The 19,875-nt window shown below is 72.0% G+C and carries 20 protein-coding genes; 13 read left to right on the top strand and 7 right to left on the bottom strand.

The genetic code is table 11. The features are described from left to right. Positions 1 to 18: 18 nt before the first annotated feature. Positions 19 to 1,602 carry an acyl-CoA carboxylase subunit beta gene (locus O7598_RS25475; protein WP_269693787.1) on the bottom strand — a complete coding sequence of 528 codons (1,584 nt, stop codon included), beginning with the start codon at positions 1,600 to 1,602 and terminating at the stop codon, positions 19 to 21. 72 nt (positions 1,603 to 1,674) lie between these two features. Here O7598_RS25475 and O7598_RS25470 point away from each other — a divergent pair, with 72 nt between their 5' ends. After that, positions 1,675 to 2,550, top strand: coding sequence for a biotin--[acetyl-CoA-carboxylase] ligase (locus tag O7598_RS25470; protein ID WP_269693786.1), 876 nt, complete (start codon positions 1,675 to 1,677; stop codon positions 2,548 to 2,550). A 139-nt stretch (positions 2,551 to 2,689) separates the two neighbouring features. Further along, a complete protein-coding gene (locus O7598_RS25465; protein ID WP_269693785.1) occupies positions 2,690 to 3,259 on the top strand; it encodes a PH domain-containing protein in 570 nt (189 codons plus the stop codon). Between the two features lie 16 nt (positions 3,260 to 3,275). Here the strand turns inward: O7598_RS25465 and O7598_RS25460 are convergent, their stop codons facing one another. Together O7598_RS25460 and O7598_RS25455 are read right to left on the bottom strand one after the other, a co-directional pair. Beyond that, the gene (locus tag O7598_RS25460) at positions 3,276 to 3,974 is read right to left on the bottom strand and encodes a GtrA family protein (RefSeq protein ID WP_269693784.1); all 699 of its coding nucleotides are present in this window, start codon (positions 3,972 to 3,974) and stop codon (positions 3,276 to 3,278) included. Positions 3,975 to 4,037: 63 nt separating this feature from the next. Next, positions 4,038 to 4,574, bottom strand: coding sequence for a GtrA family protein (locus tag O7598_RS25455; RefSeq protein ID WP_332367411.1), 537 nt, complete (start codon positions 4,572 to 4,574; stop codon positions 4,038 to 4,040). A 375-nt stretch (positions 4,575 to 4,949) separates the two neighbouring features. Here O7598_RS25455 and O7598_RS25450 point away from each other — a divergent pair, with 375 nt between their 5' ends. From O7598_RS25450 to O7598_RS25435, 4 genes are all read left to right on the top strand, one after another. Further along, on the top strand, positions 4,950 to 6,791 hold the full coding sequence (locus O7598_RS25450) for a phosphoenolpyruvate carboxykinase (GTP) (protein ID WP_269693782.1): 1,842 nt from the start codon (positions 4,950 to 4,952) through the stop codon (positions 6,789 to 6,791). 40 nt (positions 6,792 to 6,831) lie between these two features. Beyond that, complete coding sequence (locus O7598_RS25445; protein WP_269693781.1) at positions 6,832 to 7,671, top strand: hypothetical protein; 840 nt, start codon at positions 6,832 to 6,834, stop codon at positions 7,669 to 7,671. A gap of 84 nt (positions 7,672 to 7,755) precedes the next feature. Next, positions 7,756 to 9,000: a geranylgeranyl reductase family protein gene (locus O7598_RS25440; RefSeq protein WP_442929892.1), complete on the top strand. Its 1,245-nt coding sequence runs from the start codon at positions 7,756 to 7,758 to the stop codon at positions 8,998 to 9,000. 31 nt (positions 9,001 to 9,031) lie between these two features. Then, positions 9,032 to 9,802 carry an isoprenyl transferase gene (locus tag O7598_RS25435; protein WP_091060797.1) on the top strand — a complete coding sequence of 257 codons (771 nt, stop codon included), beginning with the start codon at positions 9,032 to 9,034 and terminating at the stop codon, positions 9,800 to 9,802. 190 nt (positions 9,803 to 9,992) lie between these two features. Here the strand turns inward: O7598_RS25435 and otsB are convergent, their stop codons facing one another. The 3 genes from otsB to O7598_RS25420 all read right to left on the bottom strand — a co-directional run bounded on the left by otsB (position 9,993) and on the right by O7598_RS25420 (position 11,844). Beyond that, entirely contained in the window at positions 9,993 to 10,817 is an 825-nt protein-coding gene (otsB, locus tag O7598_RS25430) for a trehalose-phosphatase (protein ID WP_269693780.1), read from the bottom strand. Positions 10,818 to 10,886: 69 nt separating this feature from the next. Continuing rightward, complete coding sequence (locus tag O7598_RS25425; RefSeq protein ID WP_269693779.1) at positions 10,887 to 11,240, bottom strand: hypothetical protein; 354 nt, start codon at positions 11,238 to 11,240, stop codon at positions 10,887 to 10,889. Between the two features lie 163 nt (positions 11,241 to 11,403). Then, a complete protein-coding gene (locus O7598_RS25420; RefSeq protein ID WP_269693778.1) occupies positions 11,404 to 11,844 on the bottom strand; it encodes an XRE family transcriptional regulator in 441 nt (146 codons plus the stop codon). A 264-nt stretch (positions 11,845 to 12,108) separates the two neighbouring features. On the opposite strand from O7598_RS25420, the gene O7598_RS25415 reads away from it, so the two are divergent. The 7 genes from O7598_RS25415 to O7598_RS25385 all read left to right on the top strand — a co-directional run bounded on the left by O7598_RS25415 (position 12,109) and on the right by O7598_RS25385 (position 19,060). Further along, positions 12,109 to 12,450, top strand: coding sequence for a hypothetical protein (locus O7598_RS25415; RefSeq protein WP_091060782.1), 342 nt, complete (start codon positions 12,109 to 12,111; stop codon positions 12,448 to 12,450). Then, entirely contained in the window at positions 12,447 to 12,872 is a 426-nt protein-coding gene (locus O7598_RS25410) for a hypothetical protein (protein ID WP_269693777.1), read from the top strand. The genes O7598_RS25415 and O7598_RS25410 overlap by 4 nt, the downstream gene beginning before the upstream one ends. A gap of 262 nt (positions 12,873 to 13,134) precedes the next feature. Further along, positions 13,135 to 14,544 (top strand): PhoH family protein, encoded by a 1,410-nt coding sequence (locus tag O7598_RS25405; protein ID WP_091060775.1) that lies wholly within the window; start codon positions 13,135 to 13,137, stop codon positions 14,542 to 14,544. Positions 14,545 to 14,842: 298 nt separating this feature from the next. Beyond that, positions 14,843 to 15,544 carry a lytic transglycosylase domain-containing protein gene (locus tag O7598_RS25400; protein ID WP_175441274.1) on the top strand — a complete coding sequence of 234 codons (702 nt, stop codon included), beginning with the start codon at positions 14,843 to 14,845 and terminating at the stop codon, positions 15,542 to 15,544. Positions 15,545 to 15,646: 102 nt separating this feature from the next. Continuing rightward, positions 15,647 to 16,306, top strand: a complete 660-nt coding sequence (locus O7598_RS25395) for a rhomboid family intramembrane serine protease (RefSeq protein WP_269693776.1) — start codon at positions 15,647 to 15,649, stop codon at positions 16,304 to 16,306. Between the two features lie 107 nt (positions 16,307 to 16,413). After that, complete coding sequence (locus O7598_RS25390; RefSeq protein WP_269693775.1) at positions 16,414 to 17,382, top strand: NAD(P)/FAD-dependent oxidoreductase; 969 nt, start codon at positions 16,414 to 16,416, stop codon at positions 17,380 to 17,382. 58 nt (positions 17,383 to 17,440) lie between these two features. Then, positions 17,441 to 19,060: a hypothetical protein gene (locus O7598_RS25385; protein WP_269693774.1), complete on the top strand. Its 1,620-nt coding sequence runs from the start codon at positions 17,441 to 17,443 to the stop codon at positions 19,058 to 19,060. Positions 19,061 to 19,066: 6 nt separating this feature from the next. Here O7598_RS25385 and O7598_RS25380 read toward each other — a convergent pair whose 3' ends face one another. After that, a complete protein-coding gene (locus O7598_RS25380) occupies positions 19,067 to 19,753 on the bottom strand; it encodes a TetR/AcrR family transcriptional regulator (RefSeq protein WP_269693773.1) in 687 nt (228 codons plus the stop codon). Positions 19,754 to 19,875: the final 122 nt, after the last annotated feature.

Raw genomic sequence — 19,875 nt, 5'->3', positions numbered from 1 at the left:
GGGGGCCCCTCCTTACACCTAGAGCGGGATGTTGCCGTGCTTCTTCGGCGGCAACGTCTCGCGCTTCGTGCGCAGCACCCGCAGCGCCCGCACGATCTGGGTCCGCGTCTCGTGCGGCGGGATCACCCCGTCGACGTAGCCGCGCTCGGCGGCGATGTACGGGTTGGCGAGCGTGTCCTCGTACTCGGCGATCTTCTCGGCCCGCACCGCCGCCGGGTCCTCCGCGGCGGCCAGCTCGGCACGGTAGAGGATGTTCACCGCGCCCTGCGCGCCCATCACCGCGATCTGCGCGGTCGGCCAGGCGAAGTTGAGGTCCGCGCCGAGGTGCTTGGAGCCCATCACGTCGTACGCGCCGCCGTACGCCTTACGGGTGATGACGGTGACCTTCGGGACGGTGGCCTCGGCGTACGCGTAGATGAGCTTGGCGCCGCGGCGGATGATGCCGTCCCATTCCTGGCCGGTGCCGGGCAGGAAGCCGGGCACGTCCACGAAGGTCAGCACCGGCACGTTGAACGCGTCGCAGGTGCGCACGAACCGGGCCGCCTTCTCCGACGCGGCGATGTCGAGCGTGCCGGCGAACTGCATCGGCTGGTTGGCGACCACGCCCACCGGGCGCCCCTCGACCCGGCCGAAGCCGATCACCATGTTCTGCGCGTAGAGCGGCTGCACCTCCAGGAACTCGCCGTCGTCGAGCACGTGCTCGATCACCCGGTGCATGTCGTACGGCTGGTTGGCCGAGTCCGGGATCAGCGTGTCCAGCTCCCGGTCGTCGTCGGTGACCGCCAGATCGGCCGGCGCGTCGAACACGACCGGCTCGTCCAGGTTGTTCGACGGCAGGTACGACAGCAGCGCCTTCACGTAGGAGATCGCGTCCTCCTCGTCGGTGCCGAGGTAGTGCGCGTTGCCGCTGCGGGCGTTGTGGGTGCGGGCGCCGCCCAGCTCCTCCATGCCGACGTCCTCGCCGGTGACCGTCTTGATCACGTCGGGGCCGGTGATGAACATGTGCGAGGTCTGGTCGACCATCACGGTGAAGTCGGTGACCGCCGGGGAGTAGACCGCGCCACCCGCGCACGGGCCCATGATCAGCGAGATCTGCGGGATGACGCCGCTGGCCCGGACGTTGCGGAAGAAGATCTCGCCGTAGAGGCCGAGCGAGGCGACGCCCTCCTGGATCCGCGCGCCGCCGGAGTCGTTGATGCCGACGAGCGGGCAGCCGATCTTCATGGCCAGGTCCATCAGCTTGACGATCTTCTCGCCGAAGACCTCGCCGAGGGAGCCGCCGAAGACGGTGAAGTCCTGCGCGAAGACGCAGACCTGCCGGCCGTCCACGGTGCCGTAGCCGGTCACCACGCCGTCGCCGTACGGGCGGGTGCGCTCCAGCCCGAAGTTGGTGGAGCGGTGCCGGGCGAATTCGTCCAGCTCGACGAAGGAACCCTCGTCGAGGAGCATGTCGATCCGCTCCCGGGCGGTCTTCTTGCCCCGCGCGTGCTGCTTCTCGATCGCACGCGTCGACCCGGCGTGCACCGCCTCGTCGAGCCGTCGCTCCAGGTCCGCCAGCTTGCCGGCGGTCGTGTGGATGTTGATCCCGGTCTCGGTAGTCACCCAGGGAATATAACGATGGTTCAGGCGGGTGACGTTGTGCAGTACGCCTCACCCGAGCCGTAGGCTGGACCGATGCCCGGCTCGCCGTACACCGATCTGGATCGCCCGCCGCTGTCGGCGGCCCGGCTGCGCCGCGCGCTGGTCGCGCCCAACGGGCCCTGGCACCGGTTGGAGCTGGTGGCGGAGACCGGCTCGACGAACGCCGACGTGGTCGCCGCGGCCCGGGCCGGCGAGCCGGAGGGCCTGGTGGTGGTCGCCGAGCGGCAGAGCGCCGGCCGGGGGCGGCGGGGGCGGGTCTGGCAGTCGCCGCCGCGCGCCGGCATCGCGGCCAGCGTGCTGCTCCGGCCCGGCGAGGCGGTCGCCGAGCGCGGCTGGTCGCCGGTGCCGGTCACCGGGTACGGCTGGCTGCCGCTGCTCGCCGGCGTCGCGCTGGTCGAGGCGGTACGCCTGCTGGCCGAGCTGGACGCCCGGCTTAAGTGGCCCAACGACCTGCTGGTGGACGGCGCGAAGTGCGCCGGGGTGCTGGCCGAGGTGGTGCCGGGCGACGGTGAGGGGCAGCCGCCCGCGATCGTGGTCGGCGTCGGGCTGAACGTGACCCTGCGCGCCGACGAGCTGCCGGAGAACCCGACCGGCCTGCCGGCGACCTCACTCCAACTGGCCGGCGCGACCGCCACCGACCGGGATCCGTTGCTGCGGTCGCTGCTGCGCTCGCTCGCCGACTGGTACGCGCGTTGGCGCGACGCCGGGGGCGACGCGGTGGCCAGCGGGCTGCGCGACGCCTACCTGGCCGGCTGCGCGACGATCGGCCGCCGGGTGCGGGTGCTGCTGCCGGACGGTCGCGAGGTGCACGGCACCGCGACCGGCGTCGACCCGGACGGGCAGCTGCTGGTCGAGGCCTCCGGCGAAACCCTCCGCCTGGCCGCCGGCGACGTCCTCCACCTGAGGTGAAAGGAAGGGCCCCCTCTTAACGCCTCCGGTATAGACGGCGCCCCTTCTCACACCTGGGCTCCCGCCCGCGCGGCCGATGCCGCCGGGACGCGCTGACCGGTTACGGTCAGCGCGTCCGGTTCCCGCGAGGAGGTTCGAAGTGGCGTTCCCCGAAGACGTGCTCACCGAGGACGAGCACGTCGTGCTGCACCTGCACCCGCACTGGAAGGCCCTGATCCGGCCGATCCTGGTGCTGGCGCTCACCGTCGCGGCGGTGGTCGCCGGCTGGCTCCTGCTGCCCGACGGTGACGGCGGCACGATCGCGCTCTACGCCATCGCCGGGCTCGGCCTGGTGCTGGCGTTGTGGTTGGGCCTGTGGCCGTTCCTGGTCTGGCGCACCACGCACTACCTCTTCACCAACGAGCGGGTGCTCCTCCAGGAGGGGGTGTTCTCCCGCAACCGGCGGGACCTGCCACTGACCCGGATCAACGACCACGCCATGCACCAGCGGTTCGTGGAGCGGATCCTCGGCTGCGGCACGCTGACCATCGAGTCGGCCGGCGAGCGGGGCCAGTCGGTGCTCGCCGACGTGCCGCACGTAGACCGGGTGCAGACGAAGCTCTACGAGCTGGTCGAGGCGCACCACGACAAGCACAGCCTGGGTGACGGCGAGATGCGCGAGATCCTGGCCGACATGGCCGAGGGCAAGTCCCTGCGCGACCCGTCCTGACCGGGGATCGGGAGACTCAGCGGCGGGCGCGGCGGGGCCGCAGTTCGGCGGCGAGTTCGGCGTCCAGGTCGGCCGCGAGCGCACCGCCCAGGGCCGCGTCGGCCGGTGCCGCGCGACCCTGCGGCGGGGTGTAGTCGCTCCCGTGGCGGTTCGCGCCCAGGGGCGGCTCCTCCTCCTCCAGTTCGCTGACGGACTCGGCCAGCTCGGCGACCGGGTCCATCTCGGCGACGTTGTCCCACTCGTCGCGGGGGACGGCGTGCCAGGTCTCCTCCGCGTGCTTCGGCACCGGCTGGAAGACGAACGTCCGGTAGGACCAGAAGCGGAACAGGGTGGCGAGCAGGACGCCGACGGTCTTCGCCACGTTCAACGCCAGCAGGCCGTGCACGCCCATGCCGTACTTCGCCAGGGCCAGGACGCCGAGTTCGATGATCAGACCGGCGCCGTTGAACAGGAAGAAAAGGATGTATTCGCGCCGTAGTGCGGATTTCGGTCGATCCCGGTACGTCCAGTGCCGATTCATCAGATACGACGTGATCGTCGCGACGATGGTGGCGATCACGGTCGCCTTGAGCTGACCGTCCCGGAAAACCGTGAGTGCCAGCGCATTGAACACCGCGTAATTGATGACGGTGTTGATGCCACCGACGATGCCGAATTTGAGCGCCTCGTGGATGAACTTCTGCCAGCGCTCGGGCAGCAGACGGACTCCAGGCATGCGAAACACCTTAGGGCAGTGGGCGGGGCCGGCTGGGCCCAGCGGGTCGGGATGGGCGGTGCGTCACGCCCCGGACTCTCGGTCGTGGCTCGGTGCCGGAACGGGGAGTGTTCCCGCCTCGACGAAGACGAACCGTCGGTACGACCAGAACCGGAACAGGGTGCCCAGGCCGGTGCCGACGACGAAGCTGGCGATGTTGTCGGCCAGCGGCGTCTGGAACACCCGCGGCCAGAGCGCGCCGAGCCCGTAGTGGCTGAGCGCCAGGACGGCGATCGCGATGCCGAGACCCACCGCGTTGAAGAAGAAGAACAGCGCGTACTCGCGGGCGGGGTGGGAGCGCTGCCGGTGCCGCCAGGTCCAGAACCGGTTGCCGAGGAAGGCCACCGTCGCGGCGATCACGGTGGAGATGGTCTTCGCCACCAGCGGTGGCATGCCGCGACCGCTCGACAGGTAGTTGAAGAGCGCGAAGTCGACGAGGAAGGCGACGCCACCCACGGTGGCGAACTTGCTCAGCTCGTGGATGAGGTGACCGAAGCGGTGGAGGAGGGCTCCGATCGGACCCCGACGGGTCTCCGGAGCCCCCGGTTGGTCCCCGGTCATCGTCGCGGCCACCCGCAGAGAGTACCGGTTGCGCCCAACCCGGACCGACTGCAACGGCGAGTCGGCCACGCAACTTCGGCACCTGGCGGCCCGTTCGGCCGCAGAGTGGGAAATCCCGCAATCACGCTTGCGCGGGCCGGAGCGACGGAGGTTCACCGCAGGATTTGCGTGAAACTGCGCGCGAAAGCGGGTATCAGATCGCGATGCCGCAGCGTGGCCGTACCTTGTGCAGTTCTTCACAACCAGTCCCACTGACTGGCGAGGCAGCCCGGTTTACGCTGAGCCCAATCCCAGGTTTCCACGACGGCGGCGCCTCGCCCGCCAGAACTCGTGCATCCCATAGATCGGTCAGCGTCGACCACAAGGAGATGTGACATGGTTGCTCCGGCTGCTGTTCGGGGTATCGATCAGGCCCCGACGTCCCACCCCAAACTGCTCGCCTGGGTTCGTGAGGTCGCGGAACTGACCACCCCCGAGCGGGTGGTCTGGGTGGACGGGTCCGACGAGGAGTGGCGTCGCCTCACCGACGAGCTCGTCGAGAACGGCACCCTGATCCGGCTGAACCCCGAGAAGAAGCCCAACTCGTTCTACGCGCGGACCGACCCGACGGACGTCGCCCGGGTCGAGGAGCGCACCTTCATCTGCTCCGTCGACGAGGCGGACGCCGGCCCCACCAACAACTGGATGGCGCCGGCCGAGATGAAGCGGACGATGACGGAGCTCTACCGCGGCAGCATGCGCGGTCGCACCATGTACGTCATCCCGTTCTGCATGGGTCCCGTCGAGGCGGAGAACCCGATGTTCGGCGTCGAGATCACCGACAGCCCGTACGTGGTCGCCTCGATGCGGATCATGACCCGGATGGGGTCGGCGATCCTGGAGGCGATGGGCGACGACGCCGACTTCGTGCACGCGCTGCACTCCATCGGCGCGCCGCTGGCCCCGGGCCAGCAGGACGTGGCCTGGCCGTGCAACGAGACCAAGTACATCTCGCACTTCCCGGAGAGCCGGGAGATCTGGTCCTACGGCTCCGGCTACGGCGGCAACTCGCTGCTCGGCAAGAAGTGCTACTCGCTGCGGATCGCCAGCGTGATGGGCCGCGACGAGGGCTGGCTCGCCGAGCACATGCTGATCCTCAAGATCACCTCGCCCGAGGGCAAGGTCTACCACATTGCCGGCGCCTTCCCCTCGGCCTGCGGCAAGACCAACCTGGCGATGCTGGAGCCGACCATCCCGGGCTGGAAGGTCGAGACCATCGGTGACGACATCGCCTGGATGCGGTTCGGCCCGGACGGCCGCCTCTACGCGATCAACCCGGAGTACGGCCTCTTCGGCGTGGCGCCCGGCACCGACTGGAAGACCAACGCCAACGCCATGCGGACGCTCGACCGCGGCAACTCGGTCTTCACCAACGTGGCCCTCACCGACGACGGTGACATCTGGTGGGAGGGCATGGGTGAGCCGCCGGCGCACCTGATCGACTGGAAGGGCAACGACTGGACGCCGGAGAGCGAGGGCCTCTCCTCGCACGCGAACAGCCGGTTCTGCACCCCGATCACGCAGTGCCCGATCCTGGCCGACGACTACTTCGACCCGAACGGCGTGCCGATCGACGCGATCCTGTTCGGCGGCCGGCGCCGGGACACCGTCCCGCTGGTCACCGAGGCGCGGGACTGGGTGCACGGTGTCTACATGGGCGCCACGCTCTCCTCGGAGACCACTGCTGCCGCGTCCGGCGCGGTCGGCGTGGTGCGCCGCGACCCGATGGCCATGCTGCCGTTCATCGGCTACCACGGCGGTGACTACTTCCGGCACTGGATCGAGATGGGCAAGGGCACCGATGGCGACGAGGCCAAGCTGCCCAAGATCTACTACGTGAACTGGTTCCGCAAGGACGCCGAGGGCAGCTTCCTCTGGCCGGGCTTCGGTGAGAACTCCCGCGTGCTCAAGTGGGTCATCGAGCGGCTGGAGGGCCGGGCCGAGGCCGTGGAGACCCCGATCGGCATGGTCCCGGCGCAGGACGCGCTGGACGTCGAGGGCCTCGACATGACCCCGGAGGACGTCCGGATCGCCCTCAAGGTCGACCCGGAGGAGTGGCGCAAGGAACTGCCGCTGGTCACCGAGTGGTTCGAGAAGTTCGGGGACAAGCTCCCCGGCGTGCTCTGGGCCGAGTTGGACGCGCTGCGCGCCCGCCTGGACGCGGAGCCGCAGAAGTAGCAGGTGTGCCGATTGCCCGCACCGGGCAAGACCGGATGCCATGAGGACGGCCGCCGAACCTGTCGAGGTCCGGCGGCCGTCCGCCGTCCGGGCGCTGACCACGCTGCTCGCCGTGACCGCGGGGGCCACCGTCGTGGTCGAGCTGCTCAATTACTGGTACGCCCCGGAGCAGGAGTTCGGCCTCGCCGTACGCACCGGTTGGGCGATGCTCCGGTCGCTCGGCTTCCTGATCCTGATCGGGCACGTCAACCGGGGTCGGGTGGCGGCCCGGCCGTTCGGGCTGATCCTGGCGGTGACCACGATCTTCGCGGTGGGCCGGCTCGTCGTGCCGCGGGCCGGGGTGCCCGCGCTGCCCGGCCTGCTCGGCTTCGCCGCGCTCACCGCGCTCTGTGTCGCCGTGGTGGTGCTGCTCTACCGCTCCGAGGCGGTCCGCGCCCACCTGGTCCGCCACCGCAAGGGCCTGGTGGTCGAGGGCGGGACGATCTCCTGGCGTGAGGTCACGCCGAAGCGCCCGCAGGCCAACGGCTGGCTGCTCACCGCCCGGGTCGCCGCGTTCACCTACAGCCCGCTGATGCTGGTGCCCGCGCTGGTGGCGATCGGGTCGGTGCGGGACCGGGGCGCCGTCGCCGTACCCGCACTGCTCGTCTGGTTCGGCGCCGGCATCGCGGCCAGCTACGCGGTGCTGTTCTGCACCGCCTTCCTGCTGCGCGGCAAGGACTGGGCCCGCCGGGCGCTGGTGTTGGTGACCTTGGGCGTGCTCGCGCTCGACCTCCCGCTCTGCTGGTGGCTGCTCGGCGCCGACGGCCTGATCCGCGACGGCGCCCCCCTGGTCACCGCCGCCGCCCTCTGCCTCTACTCCATAAACCGCTCCACCCCCTAACCCCGCCCAGCCCGCCCGCCCCAGCCCGACCCGGTGATCATGAAGTTGGCGGCACCAACGGAGATCAAAGCTGCCGCCAACTTCATGATCGACGGATCTGGGCGGGCGCGGTGGGCGGGAGGGACGGGGTCAGGGGAGGAGGATGTGGGGGTGGGTGGTTCCGTGTGGGACGTCGTGGTGGTGGGGGCGGGGCCGGCGGGGGCGGCTGCCGCACTGGCCGCGCGGCGGGCCGGGGCGGCGCGGGTCCTGCTGCTCGACAGGTACGACTTCCCGCGCGACAAGGCGTGCGGCGACGGCATCGCCGCGCACGCGCTGGACGTCCTCGCCGAGCTCGGGGTGACCGACGCCGTCGACGGCTACCCGCCCCTGCCGGCGCTGCGCCTGGTCGGGCCGGGTGGTGGCACGGTGGCCCGGGCCCTGCCCCGGCCCGCCTACACGGTGCCCCGACGGGTGTTCGACGCGCGGCTGGTCCGGGCCGCGGTGGAGAGCGGGGCGGAGTTGCGGCGGCACACCGTACGCCGGGTGGAGGTGACCGCCGACCGGGTGGTCCTCGACGGGGAACTGGCCGCCCGGGCGGTGGTCGGGGCGGACGGCGCGGGATCGGTGCTGCGGCGGGCGCTCGGGTCTCCGGTGAACCCGGACCGGCACCTCGCGCTCGCCATCCGGGGCTACGCGCCCGCGCCGCCCGGCCCACCCGAGCAGCTCATCGTCACGTCGGGCGCGCGCTGGCCCGCGTACGCCTGGGCCTTTCCGATCGGCGACGGGCGCGCGAACGTCGGGTACGGGGAGGTGCTGCGCGGCGAGCCGCTGACCCGTGCGCACCTGCTGGACCGGATGGCCGCCCTGCTGCCCGGCACCGACCCGACCACGGTGACCGACCTGCGGGCGCACCACCTGCCGCTCTCCACGCACCGGCCGGCGCCCGGCCGGGGTCGGGTGGTGCTGGCCGGAGACGCGCTGTCGTTGATCAACCCGTTCACCGGCGAGGGCATCTTCTACGCCCTGCGCTCCGGCGCGCTGGCCGGCGCGGCGGCGGCCGGCGCACCCGCCGACGCGGCCCGCCGCTACGCGGCGACCCTGCGGGACCGGCTCGGCACCCACCTGCGGCACAGCTCGGCGGCGGCCTGGCTGGCACGGCGGCAGTGGGTGGTGGACGCGGTGGTCGGCGCGGCCGGCCGGGACGAGCGGGTCTACCGGACGGTGGTGGAGCTGGGGCTCGGCGACGGCCGCCTGGACGCCCGCACGCTGGCCGCGATCGCCGCCGGGGTGCCGCGTCCCCGCCGGGCCGGAAACGACAGGCCGTCCCGCGATGCGCCACCGCGGCACTGATCTTTCCCGGGGGTCGCTACCCTGCAAGGTGATGACTCTGCGGAAACTTCTCTACTCCGTGTACGAGCGCCGGCTGACGGCGAAGCTCGCGGGTAAACCCGTGCCCGCGCACGTCGGCGTGATGTGCGACGGCAACCGCAGGTGGGCCCGGGAGATGGGCTTCGTCGATCCGAACGACGGCCACCGGATGGGCGCCGAGCGGATCAAGGAGCTGCTCCGCTGGTGCGACGCGGCCGGCGTCGGGCACGTCACGCTCTGGTTGCTCTCCACCGACAACCTCTCCCGGCCGGCCGCCGAGCTGGACCCGCTGCTCCAGATCATCGAGGACCTGACCAGCGAGCTGGCCGAGGAGGGCAACCCCTGGCGGCTGCGCATGGTGGGTGCGCTCGACGTGCTGCCGGCGCAGCACTCGGCCGCGCTGAAGAGCGCCGCCGAGCGCACCCGGGACCGCGACGGCGGGGCCCAGGTCAACATCGCCGTCGGGTACGGTGGCCGGCGCGAGATCGCCGACGCGGTCCGTTCGCTGCTGCTGGAGCACGCGGCGCAGGGTGGCACCCTCGAGGAGTTGGCCACCACGATCGACGTCGACGACATCTCGGAGCATCTCTACACCAAGGGTCTGCCCGATCCCGACCTGATCATCCGGACCAGTGGTGAGCAGCGACTCTCCGGCTTCATGCTCTGGCAGAGCGCGCACTCGGAGTTCTACTTCTGCGAGCTGAACTGGCCCGACTTCCGCAAGGTCGACTTCCTCCGCGCCCTGCGCTCCTACGCCACCCGCCAACGCCGCTACGGCGTCTGACCCCGCCCTCCCCACGGCGCGGCGGGGCGGGCCGCCGCCCCGCCGCCGTCGATCTTGCACATTCGGCCCCAATTATGGGCTCTATGCCCGCTTTGCCGGGGCAGCAAGTGCAAGATCGCGGGCCGGGCCGGGCCGGGCCGGGCCAGGGCGGGGCAGGGCAGGGCAGAGCAGGGCAGGGCGGGGCGGGTTGTCAGGTCAGGTGGGGGAGGGCGGCGGTGAGGAAGTCGCCCAGGGCGGCGGGGGAGTCCAGGGTGAGGTCGGCGGCGTCGGCCACCTCGTGACCGGTCTCCGGGTTGGCGACGGCCACGCAGACGCCGAGGAAATCGGGGTCGGTGGCGGCGCGGGCGCGCAGCGCGGCGAACGCCTTGATGTCGGAGACGTCGTCGCCGAAGTACCAGGCGCCGCCGGCGTCCCGGACCGTCTCGCCGATGACCATGCCCTTGTCCCGGTCGACCGGGGGCTTCAGCTCCAGCACCATGCGGCCGGCCTGGCAGCGCAGGCCCAGCCGGTCGGCCCGGGCCCGGCCCCACTCCTGCACCACGTCGCCGAGCTGCGGGGCGGTGCGCCAGTGCAGCGCCACGGAGAGCCGCTTGAACTCGACCAGGGCGCCGGGCGGCAGCTCGGCCTCGGCCTGTGCGGCCAGCTCGGCCATGGTCGGCACCCAGGGCAGGGCGGCCGGCTCGGTGACCGTCTCGCCGCCGGAGTGGCTGTGTTCCAGGCCGTAGAGCCCGTAGAGGTCGACGCCGGCGAGGCCGCCGAGCTGGTCGCGGAGGAACTCCACCGGGCGCGCGGAGACGATGGCGATCCGGCGTACGCGTGGGGCGAGCGCCTCCAGCGCGGCGAGCACCTTCGGCGCGGGCCGGACCGCGGTGGGGTCGTCGTCGACCGGCGCGAGGGTGCCGTCGAAGTCGAAGAAGAGCACGACGTCACCCGCGCGGGCGGCGGTGGCACGCCAGGCGTGCTCGGCGTCCAACGGAGTCTTCGGCGGCTGGTTGCCCAGATTCAACGGCGGCACGCGCGACAGCGTACCCCGCGCCGGGCGGCGTATTCGTGGCCGAGATGTGACGTCGGGGCGACGTAGGGGTCAGCGTTCGGCGGCTCCTCTTCCCCGGCGCCCGAACGGCACCACGGCCGCCTCCTGCCCGTGGCTGAGCAGGTAGCCCTCCACGAAGCCGGTGTTCCGGTCGCCGGTGTGCGCCTCGATCTCGTTGAGCCGCGCCACCAGGAACTCGGTGAGCGCGCTGACCCGGTCGTTGAGTCGGTCGTGCAACTCGGCGACGACGGCGAGGATCACCGCTGTGCCGGCCGTGGTGAGCGCGAGGAGATTGACGACCAGGGGAAGCTGCCCGCCGTTCAGCACGCCGACCACCACGTTGCCGGTCACGCAGGATGTCACCGACACCACCGCGACCACGACTGCCATCCATTTCAGGGTCATGGACAGACCCCTCCTTCTGTCCCGCAGGGCTGGGTTCGGCTGTGTCCCGTCCCCCCGCCGACGACGAGCCCTTAGCAGTACAAACGTGGACGCTAGCGGGTCCGATCCGTCCCCGAGGCGAAACGATCGGTACTGACCTTCCGTTCTTTCGCCATCTGAGGAACTAGCCGGCTTGTTTACCTCTATTTCGGACATTCGCCGGAAGAGTCGGGCGATATGCGAGGTAACGAATGGTTTCTCGAATGTGGAACTTCTCCGCGTCGGAGACGTTCGGGTCGACCAGTCGGCGCAGCAGCGCCTCGACGTCCGGGTCCATCGGTGGCGGGGTGGGCGCCGCGCGGGGGCCGGTCGCCCGGTCCCAGCCGAGCGCCGCGAACGCGGTGGTCGGGTCGAGCCCGAGCCCTTCGCAGAACGCGACCACCCGCTCGGCCTCGGGGTCGCTGGCCCAGTCGCCGCGTACCCAGCGGTTGATGGTCTGGCGGGAGACGCCCGTGCGCCGGGAGACCTCGGTGCCGCTCCAGGCCCGCATCGCGCGGGCGTCCTCCAGCGCGCGGCGCACGAACGTGGCGAAGGCGATCTTCCGTGCACTGGCCGTCTCACTCACCCCGTGACGGTACGACCAGTCGGTCCTCCCGAGGTGACTCGGCACGCTGTTGTCACGCCGACGTGACGCCGATCCGGGTTTGCCGGTAAACGATCCAGAGCTGATCCTGAGGGGGTTCACCCGGGCAGAATAGATAGACACGAGTGCGGCGGCAACGGCACGAAAAGCTGATACTGTCACGCCCATGAGACAACTTACGGTGTGTCACGTGCTTGAGACGACGAGTGCTCACATGCGTCACTCCGCGGTTGCGGAGGGGGTTTCGTGACCGAGCTCGCGACCCGCGCCCAGGCGTTCGGTCTGATCGCGGACGGCGTCTCCGCCGGGTTGAGCGCCCCGTGGCGCCTCTACCTCGCCCGGGGCTGCCGCTACCTCTCGCTCAGTGTCGGCGACCGCGGGGAGTGGGACGCCTGGCGTACCCACCTCGGCTGTCCGGAACTGAGCGTGCGGGTCTACGACTCCGGCGGCGAGATCCGTCGGGCGTCCGTCGCCGAGGTGATCCTCGACGGGTGCCGGATCAGCGTCGAGCTGGTCGAGGAGGTCGGCACCGACGACCTGGAGCGTCTGCTGGTGGTCGACCCGCTGCCCGGGGCGGACGAGCGGTGAGCCCCTTTCTCGCCGTCGTCCTCGTCCTGGTGCTCGGCTCCACCTGCTATGCGGCCGGCCGGCTGCACGGCCAGCTCAGCTATCGGATCGGCTACCGGTTCGGCTACCGGCAGGGCTACTTCGACGGAGACCGGGGCGCCTGGAACCGCCGGCGCCGGGACGCCCAGGCCGCCATCGCCTCGGCGCTGTCCGCTCCCGCCCCGACCGTGGTGACGTCGGTCGGTCGGGCGACCACGCCGTTCGACGGCACCGCCGTGCCGGCCGCGGTCACCGCCCGGCCCGGCGCCCCGGCGGTCCGGGTCACCGCGACCGCCCGGCGCGGCGGACCGGCCGCCCGGGCGGGCACCACGTACACCGGGTCCTCGTTCACCGCGGCGGCCGCCGGGCCGAGGGCCGGGACGCTGGTCCGCCGTTCCGGCTGACGGCCCTCCTGACCGGCCGGGATGCGCGCAGGGGGCATGCATCCCGGCCGCTTTCTTCCGTGTTCATCGGTGATCCACCCGGACCCCTAGCCGCGCGGGCCCACGGGGATTAGCGTCTAGGCATGGCGCGGGGTTTTCCCGGGCCAGCCGGACAGCCCGGACCTGCGACCTCGCGCACGGGGCCCGCATCCGACCCCGTGTCCGCCGGGCACCGGAAGAGGCGGAACTCGGGTGGCCGGGTGCCCATCCGCGGAGCAGGCCTGTGACCACTCGCCGTACCCCCGCCGGTGCCGACCAGACCCCGGCCTCGACCGCCACCACCCGTCGGACCACCCGCAGCCGGCGCACCGCCGCCGCTGCCGCCACCGAGGAGCCTCGACCAGCGGGCCCGGCCTTCGTGCTGGACACCTCCGTCCTGCTCTCCGACCCGGCGGCGTTCCACCGCTTCGCCGAGCACGAGGTCGTGCTGCCGCTGGTGGTCATCTCCGAGTTGGAGGGCAAGCGGCACCACCCCGAGCTGGGGTGGTTCGCCCGCCAGTCGCTGCGCATGCTGGACGAGCTGCGGGTGCGCCACGGCCGGCTGGACCGGCCGGTGCCCGCCAACGAGCAGGGCGGCACGCTGCGGGTGGAGCTCAACCACACCGACGACGGCGTGCTGCCGCCCGGCTTCCGCAACGAGTCGAACGACGCCCGGATCCTCTCGGTGGCGCTCAACCTCGCCGCCGAGGGGCGTGAGGTGACCCTGGTCAGCAAGGACATGCCGCTGCGGGTGAAGGCGGCGTCGGTCGGCCTGCGCGCGGACGAGTACCGGCACGGCCAGGCCAGCGACCCGACCTGGACCGGGATGGCCGAGCTGGAGCTGACCGAGGAGGAGATCGGCCGGCTGTACGCGGGCGACGCGTTGGACTGCGACGCCGCCGCGGGGCTGCCGTGCCACACCGGGCTGGTGCTGCACTCGGCGCGGGGTTCCGCGCTCGGTCGGGTGCTGCCCGACAAGACGGTGCGGCTGGTCCGTGGCGACCGGGAGGCGTTCGGCCTGCACGGGCGCTCGGCGGAGCAGCGGATCGCGCTCGACCTGCTGCTGGACGAGTCGATCGGCATCGTCTCGATGGGTGGCCGGGCCGGCACCGGCAAGTCCGCGCTGGCCCTCTGCGCCGGCCTGGAGGCGGTGATGGAGCGCCGCCGGCACAAGAAGGTGATCGTCTTCCGCCCGCTCTACGCGGTCGGCGGCCAGGAACTCGGCTACCTGCCCGGCTCGGAGTCGGAGAAGATGTCGCCCTGGGCGCAGGCCGTCTTCGACACGCTGGGCGCGGTGGTGCACGAGAACGTGCTGGAGGAGGTCACCTCGCGCGGGCTGCTGGAGGTGCTGCCGCTTACCCACATCCGGGGTCGGAGCCTGCACGACGCGTTCGTCATCGTCGACGAGGCGCAGTCGTTGGAGCGGGGGGTCCTGCTCACCGTGCTGTCCCGGATCGGCCAGGGCTCGCGGGTGGTGCTCACCCACGACGTGGCGCAACGCGACAACCTCCGGGTGGGCCGGCACGACGGCGTGACCGCGGTGATCGAGGCGCTGAAGGGGCATCCGCTCTTCGCGCACGTCACCCTCAGCCGATCGGAGCGATCCCCGATCGCCGCGATGGTCACCGACCTGCTGGAGGACATCCCGGGCTGACGCACCCTTTGTCCTACTTCATCAGCATTTTATATGTGGCGCAGATCACTTTTGGCCCCTGCCGTTTCCCACCAGCCTCACCGTGCGCGATGGTGTCCATCGAGCGTCACCGACAACTCCAGTGTCTGGAGTCCCATTCGCACCGGGAACTCGTCGAGCATTCTCCGCCACGGACGGCGGGAGCCACGGGTGCCGGTGCGCCGGTCGAGACCGGGGGCGGGGCGCTCACGGCACCCGGGCGCGGCCGACCCCGGCCACGCATGGTGTCGTGTCCCTGCCTCCGACGAAGGGAAACTTCGTGAGTCGGCTGTGGAGCCGGTTCGGCGCCCGTACGGCCGCTGTCGCACTGCTCTCCGTGGGTGTTGCCGGCGGTTTCTACCTGGGCGAAGATCGTCAGACCCAAGAGCAGGGTCTGACCGCGCAGGTCGGCCGCCAGGTCGACCAGGCTGAATACACCTACCAGCGCGAACGGCAGGCCGACCATCGCCTGCAGTCGTCGAAGCAGCGGGCCGCGGAATACCAGGCCAAGCTGCGTGCCGCGGCGGCGGCGAAGGAAGCCGCCGAGCGGGCCAAGGCGGCCGAGGCGGCCGCCGCGAACCGCAAGAAGGAGCGGGACGCGGCGGAGGCCGAGGCCAAGGCGACGGCGGAGGCCAAGGCCAAGCCGTACGACGGGCCGATCCCGGCCTCGTGCGCGGAATACAGCGGCAACCGCAAGGTCGGCTGCGCCATCATGCTCGACAAGGGCTTCGGCATCGACCAGTTCCCGTGTCTGGACCGCCTCTGGACGAAGGAGAGCGGCTGGAACGTGAAGGCCTCGAACAGCAGCTCCGGCGCGTACGGAATTCCGCAGGCCGTGCCGGGCAGCAAGATGGGCTCGGTGGCCGACGACTGGCGGACCAGCGCCGCCACCCAGATCAAGTGGGGCCTCGGTTACATCAAGGGCCGCTACGACACCCCGTGCGGCGCCTGGCAGCAGTCGCAGAGCGAGGGCTGGTACTGAGCGGTCCGACCGACGGCGGGGCGCGCGGGGAACCGCGTGTCCCGCCGTCGTCGTCCCGCCCTCGACTGGCGGTCGGCCGCATTTACTGATAGCTCTTGGTGGGTGACCTGGCAGGACAGCCCTCGCGGCGGAGACCCCAACCGGTTCGGCACCGACGCGTTCTACGCGTCGCTCGGCCGGGCCTTCGTCGCGATGTGCGCGGTCGTGCCGGTGCTGTTCCTCATCGAGGCGCTCGACGTCGGGTTGGGCCTCAACCTCGACGTCACCGCGGGCATCATCCCGCACCGGATCCAGGGCCTGGACGGGGTCTTCTTCTCGCCGTTCCTGCACGCCGGCTGGAACCACCTCTACAGCAACAGCATCCCGCTGATCCTGCTCGGCACGTTCGTGCTGGCGGCCGGCACCCGCCGCTTCCTCTGGTCCACCGCGGTGATCATCCTGGTCAGCGGCCTGGGCGTATGGTTCACCGGCTCACCGACCTCGGTGGTGGTCGGCGCGAGCGGGGTGATCTTCGGCTACCTGGGCATCCTGATCACCCGGGGCGTGGTGGAACGGAGCTGGTGGAACTTCGCCGTCGTGCTGCTCGTCGGCCTGCTCTACGGCTGGCAGCTGCTGGGCATCCTCCCCACCGACGAGCGGATCTCCTGGCAGGGCCACCTGTTCGGGCTGCTCGGTGGCGTGGTCGCGGCGATCCTGTTCCGCCGTCGGTCCGACACCGGCGCGCACGACCGGCTCGGGTCACCGCCGGTCACCTTCCCCTGACGACGCGTTCGTCCATCGGCGGGACGTGCTTGCCCACCGCCACCCGTCCGCCTACCGTCGGCATCAGCACCCGTTGATCCATCCCGGGCGGAAAGTGACGGTACGCCATGCGCGAGGTCGATGTCGCCGTGATCGGGGCCGGCCCGGCCGGGCTCTTCGCCGCCTACTATGCCGGGTTCCGAGGGCTCTCGGTGGCCGTGATCGACGCGCTGCCCGAGCCGGGCGGGCAGGTCACCGCCATGTACCCGGAGAAGCTGATCCTCGACGTCGCCGGCTTCCCCGCCGTCAAGGGGCGGGAACTGGTCACGAACCTCGTCGCCCAGGCCGCGCCGTTCCACCCCGAATACCTGCTCGGCGTACGTGCGGAGAAGCTGTCCTACCTCGACGGGCGGCCGGTCCTCGGGCTGGCCGGCGGTGAGCAGCTGGCGTGCGGCGCGGTGGTGGTGACCGGCGGGCTGGGCAGCTTCACACCCCGGCCGCTGCCGGTCGCGGAGAGCTTCACCGGCGCCGGCATCGTCTACTTCGTGCCCCAGCCCACCGAGCTGACCGACCGGCACGTGCTCATCGTCGGCGGTGGTGACTCGGCCTTCGACTGGGCGGCGACGCTCGCCCCGCTGGCCCGGTCGGTGACCCTGGCGCACCGGCGGGACCGCTTCCGTGCGCACGCGGCAAGCGTCGAGCGGGTCCGTGAGCTGCCGGTGCGGGTCGTGGTCAACGCCGAGGTGAGCCGGCTGTACGGCGAGGAACGCGTCACCGGCGCCGAGCTGACCGTACGCGGCGGCGGCACGGAGACGCTGCCGGTGGACACCGTCGTGGCCGCACTCGGCTTCACCGCCGACCTGGGCCCGCTGGCCGAGTGGGGGCTAGACCTCGACCGGCGGCACATCCTGGTGGACAGCGCGATGGCGACCAACCTGCCCCGGGTGTTCGCGGCCGGCGACATCACCGAATACCCGGGCAAGGTGCGCCTGATCGCCACCGGCTTCGGCGAGGCGGCGACCGCGGTCAACAACGCGGCGGTCGTCATCGATCCGACCGCCCACCTCTTCCCCGGCCACTCCTCCGACGGCACCTGAGGCCGGATCCTCACCGTGGCGTGGCCGCACCGAGACCGCCGGTGCCCACGATGGACGGATGACCTGCCACCGACCGACCGCGCCCGACGGCGCCCGGGTGGCGCTGGCCTGGCTGGGTCGGCCGGAGACCGTCCTCGCCCTGCTCGTCCTGCTGCTCAACGACCACGTGCTCAAGGCGGCGTGGCCCGGGCCGGTCACCGGCAAGCTGAGCGACGTCGCCGGTCTGGTGCTCGCGCCGCCTCTGGTGGCCGTACTGGTCACGGTGGTCGCGCCCCGGCTGCGGGTCGGGGTCGCCGCCCTGGTCGCGCTCGGCTCGGTCGGCGTCGGGTTCGCCGTGGTCAAGACGAGCGGGTACGCCGCGACGGCCGCCTCGGATCTCTGGAGCGTGGTCAGCGGGCCGTCGTCGGTCCGCGCCGACCGGACCGACCTGCTCGCCCTGCCGGCGCTCGCGGTGGCCGGATGGGCGTGGCATCGGGCCCGGCGCGCCCCGGTGGGGCGGCGCTCCGCCCGGCTGGTCCGCCTGCTCGTGCTGCTGCCGGCGGCGACGTTCGCGGTGGCGGCCACCAGCGCGCTCCACTCGCCCGACGCGGTCGACGCGGCCGTGGTCGACGGCCGGCTCGTGGCCGGTATCGCGGACAGCCGGGGGCCCGAGAGCCGTCCCGTCGCCTCGCAGTGGCGGATCAGCGAGGACGCCGGGCTGACCTGGCGGGACGCCACGGCCGCCGAGGTGGCGCTCCTGACGTCCCGGTCGGCGGACCCGGCGCCGCCAGCCCGGGAGGACTGCTCGACGGCTTCGCCGCGGCACTGCTACCGGTTGACGCCCGGCCGCATCCGGGTGGAGGCCAGCGACGACGCCGGCCGGAACTGGCACCTGTCCTGGCAGGTCACCGAGGAGCAGCGGGCCCTCCTGAACGCCCGCTACCAGGAGGCCGGACCACACGGGGAACGGATCGCCGGTCAGGATCTGGCGGTGCTGGACACCGGCGCCGGGGGGCACGTCGTGCTGGTCGCCAACGGCCGGGACGGCTTCGCGGTGCGGGGCGCGGACGGGCGGTGGCAGCGGATCGGGTTCACCGGCGGGCAGTGGGGGGCGAACCCACCGCCACTGGACGCCATCTCGCCGATGGATCGGCACAACGACCCGTTGCGGGCCGTGACGCTGGCGTTCGCGCTGGCGGCCTTCGTGCTGATCGTGTCGGGGATGCGGGCCGGTCACACCACCGGCTACGGCCTGTCGCTGTCGTTCCCGCTCCTGGTGGTGCTGTTCCTCGTCGCGCTGGCGCTGCTGCCGGTCTGGACCACCGACGACCTCGTCGCGCCGACGGCGGCCATCGGGTGTGCCTTCCTGCTGCTGGGCGGCACGATGTTGGCGCTGATTCCGAACTGGGCGCGGCGGGCGCCCGGCCGGTGGACCGCCGAGGTGTTCCTGGCCGCCACGCTCACCCTGGTGCTGACCGCGCTGCCGCTCGCCGGGTGGCTCCACGGCCGACCGGTGTACGCCGTGATCGCCGTCCTGCTCACCCTGCCGGCCACGCTGCCGGGGCTGGTGCTCGGCTGGCGGGCGGCGCGGCTGATCGAGCCGTGGCAGGCGCCCTGGCCGTACTGGCCACCCCCGTCCCACCCGGTGGACCCGCCCTACCCGCCGTCGGCGGGGCAGTGGCCCGGCCCGGCCCGCTGACCGCCGTCAGGGCAGGCCGAGCAGGTCGGCCATCAGGCCGACCTGGTGGTCGAAGTACTCGTCGCGGTGCGGCAGCGCCCGGTTGATCCGGCCGAACAGTTCGAAGCTGATCAGCCCGAAGAGTTGGGTCCAGCCGGCCATCCCGCGCGCCATCAGGGCGGGCGGCAGCGCCACGCCGGTCTGGTCGACCAGGTCGGCCACGTCGCCGCGCAGCGGCTCGGGCAGGTCCTCGCCGGGTGGGGCGAGCCGGCCGGTGGCGACCCCGTCGCGCAGGATGCCGAGCAACGTCATCGGGGGGCGCTGGGCCGGCGCGACCGTGTCGTCCGGGGCCGCGTAGCCGGGGACCGGGCTGCCGTAGAGCAGCGCGTACTCGGCGGGGTGGGCCAGCGCCCAGGTGCGGGCGGCCCGGCAGGCGGCGTGCCAGCGCCCGCGCAGGTCGTCCTGGTCGGCGGCGGCGTCGGCCGCCTCCACCGCGTCGCCGAGCGCGTCGTACGCCTCCAGGATCAGCGCGGTGAGCAGGTCGTCGCGGCTGGGGAAGTAGCGGTAGATCGCCGAGGAGACCATGCCCAGGTCCCGGGCGACGGCGCGGAGCGACAGGTCGGCGCCGTCGGTGGCCAGGTGACGGCGGGCGACCGACTTGATCTCTTCGATCATGCCGGCGCGGACCCGGGCGCGGAGCGAGGGAGCGACCATGCCCTCACTCTGCCACGGATGAGAGCGGCAATCAAAAGCGAGAGCACTGCTCTTGACTTCGGGCGTCTTCCGAGTCATGCTCTTCTTCGAGAGCGCCGCTCTCCATTTGGATTACTGCTTCA

This window comes from Micromonospora sp. WMMC241 (genome assembly GCF_027460165.1).
In the GTDB taxonomy this organism is placed as follows: domain Bacteria; phylum Actinomycetota; class Actinomycetes; order Mycobacteriales; family Micromonosporaceae; genus Micromonospora; species Micromonospora humi.
The sequence above is the reverse complement of the archived record's forward strand: the minus strand, read 5'-3'. Positions and strand labels throughout refer to the sequence as shown.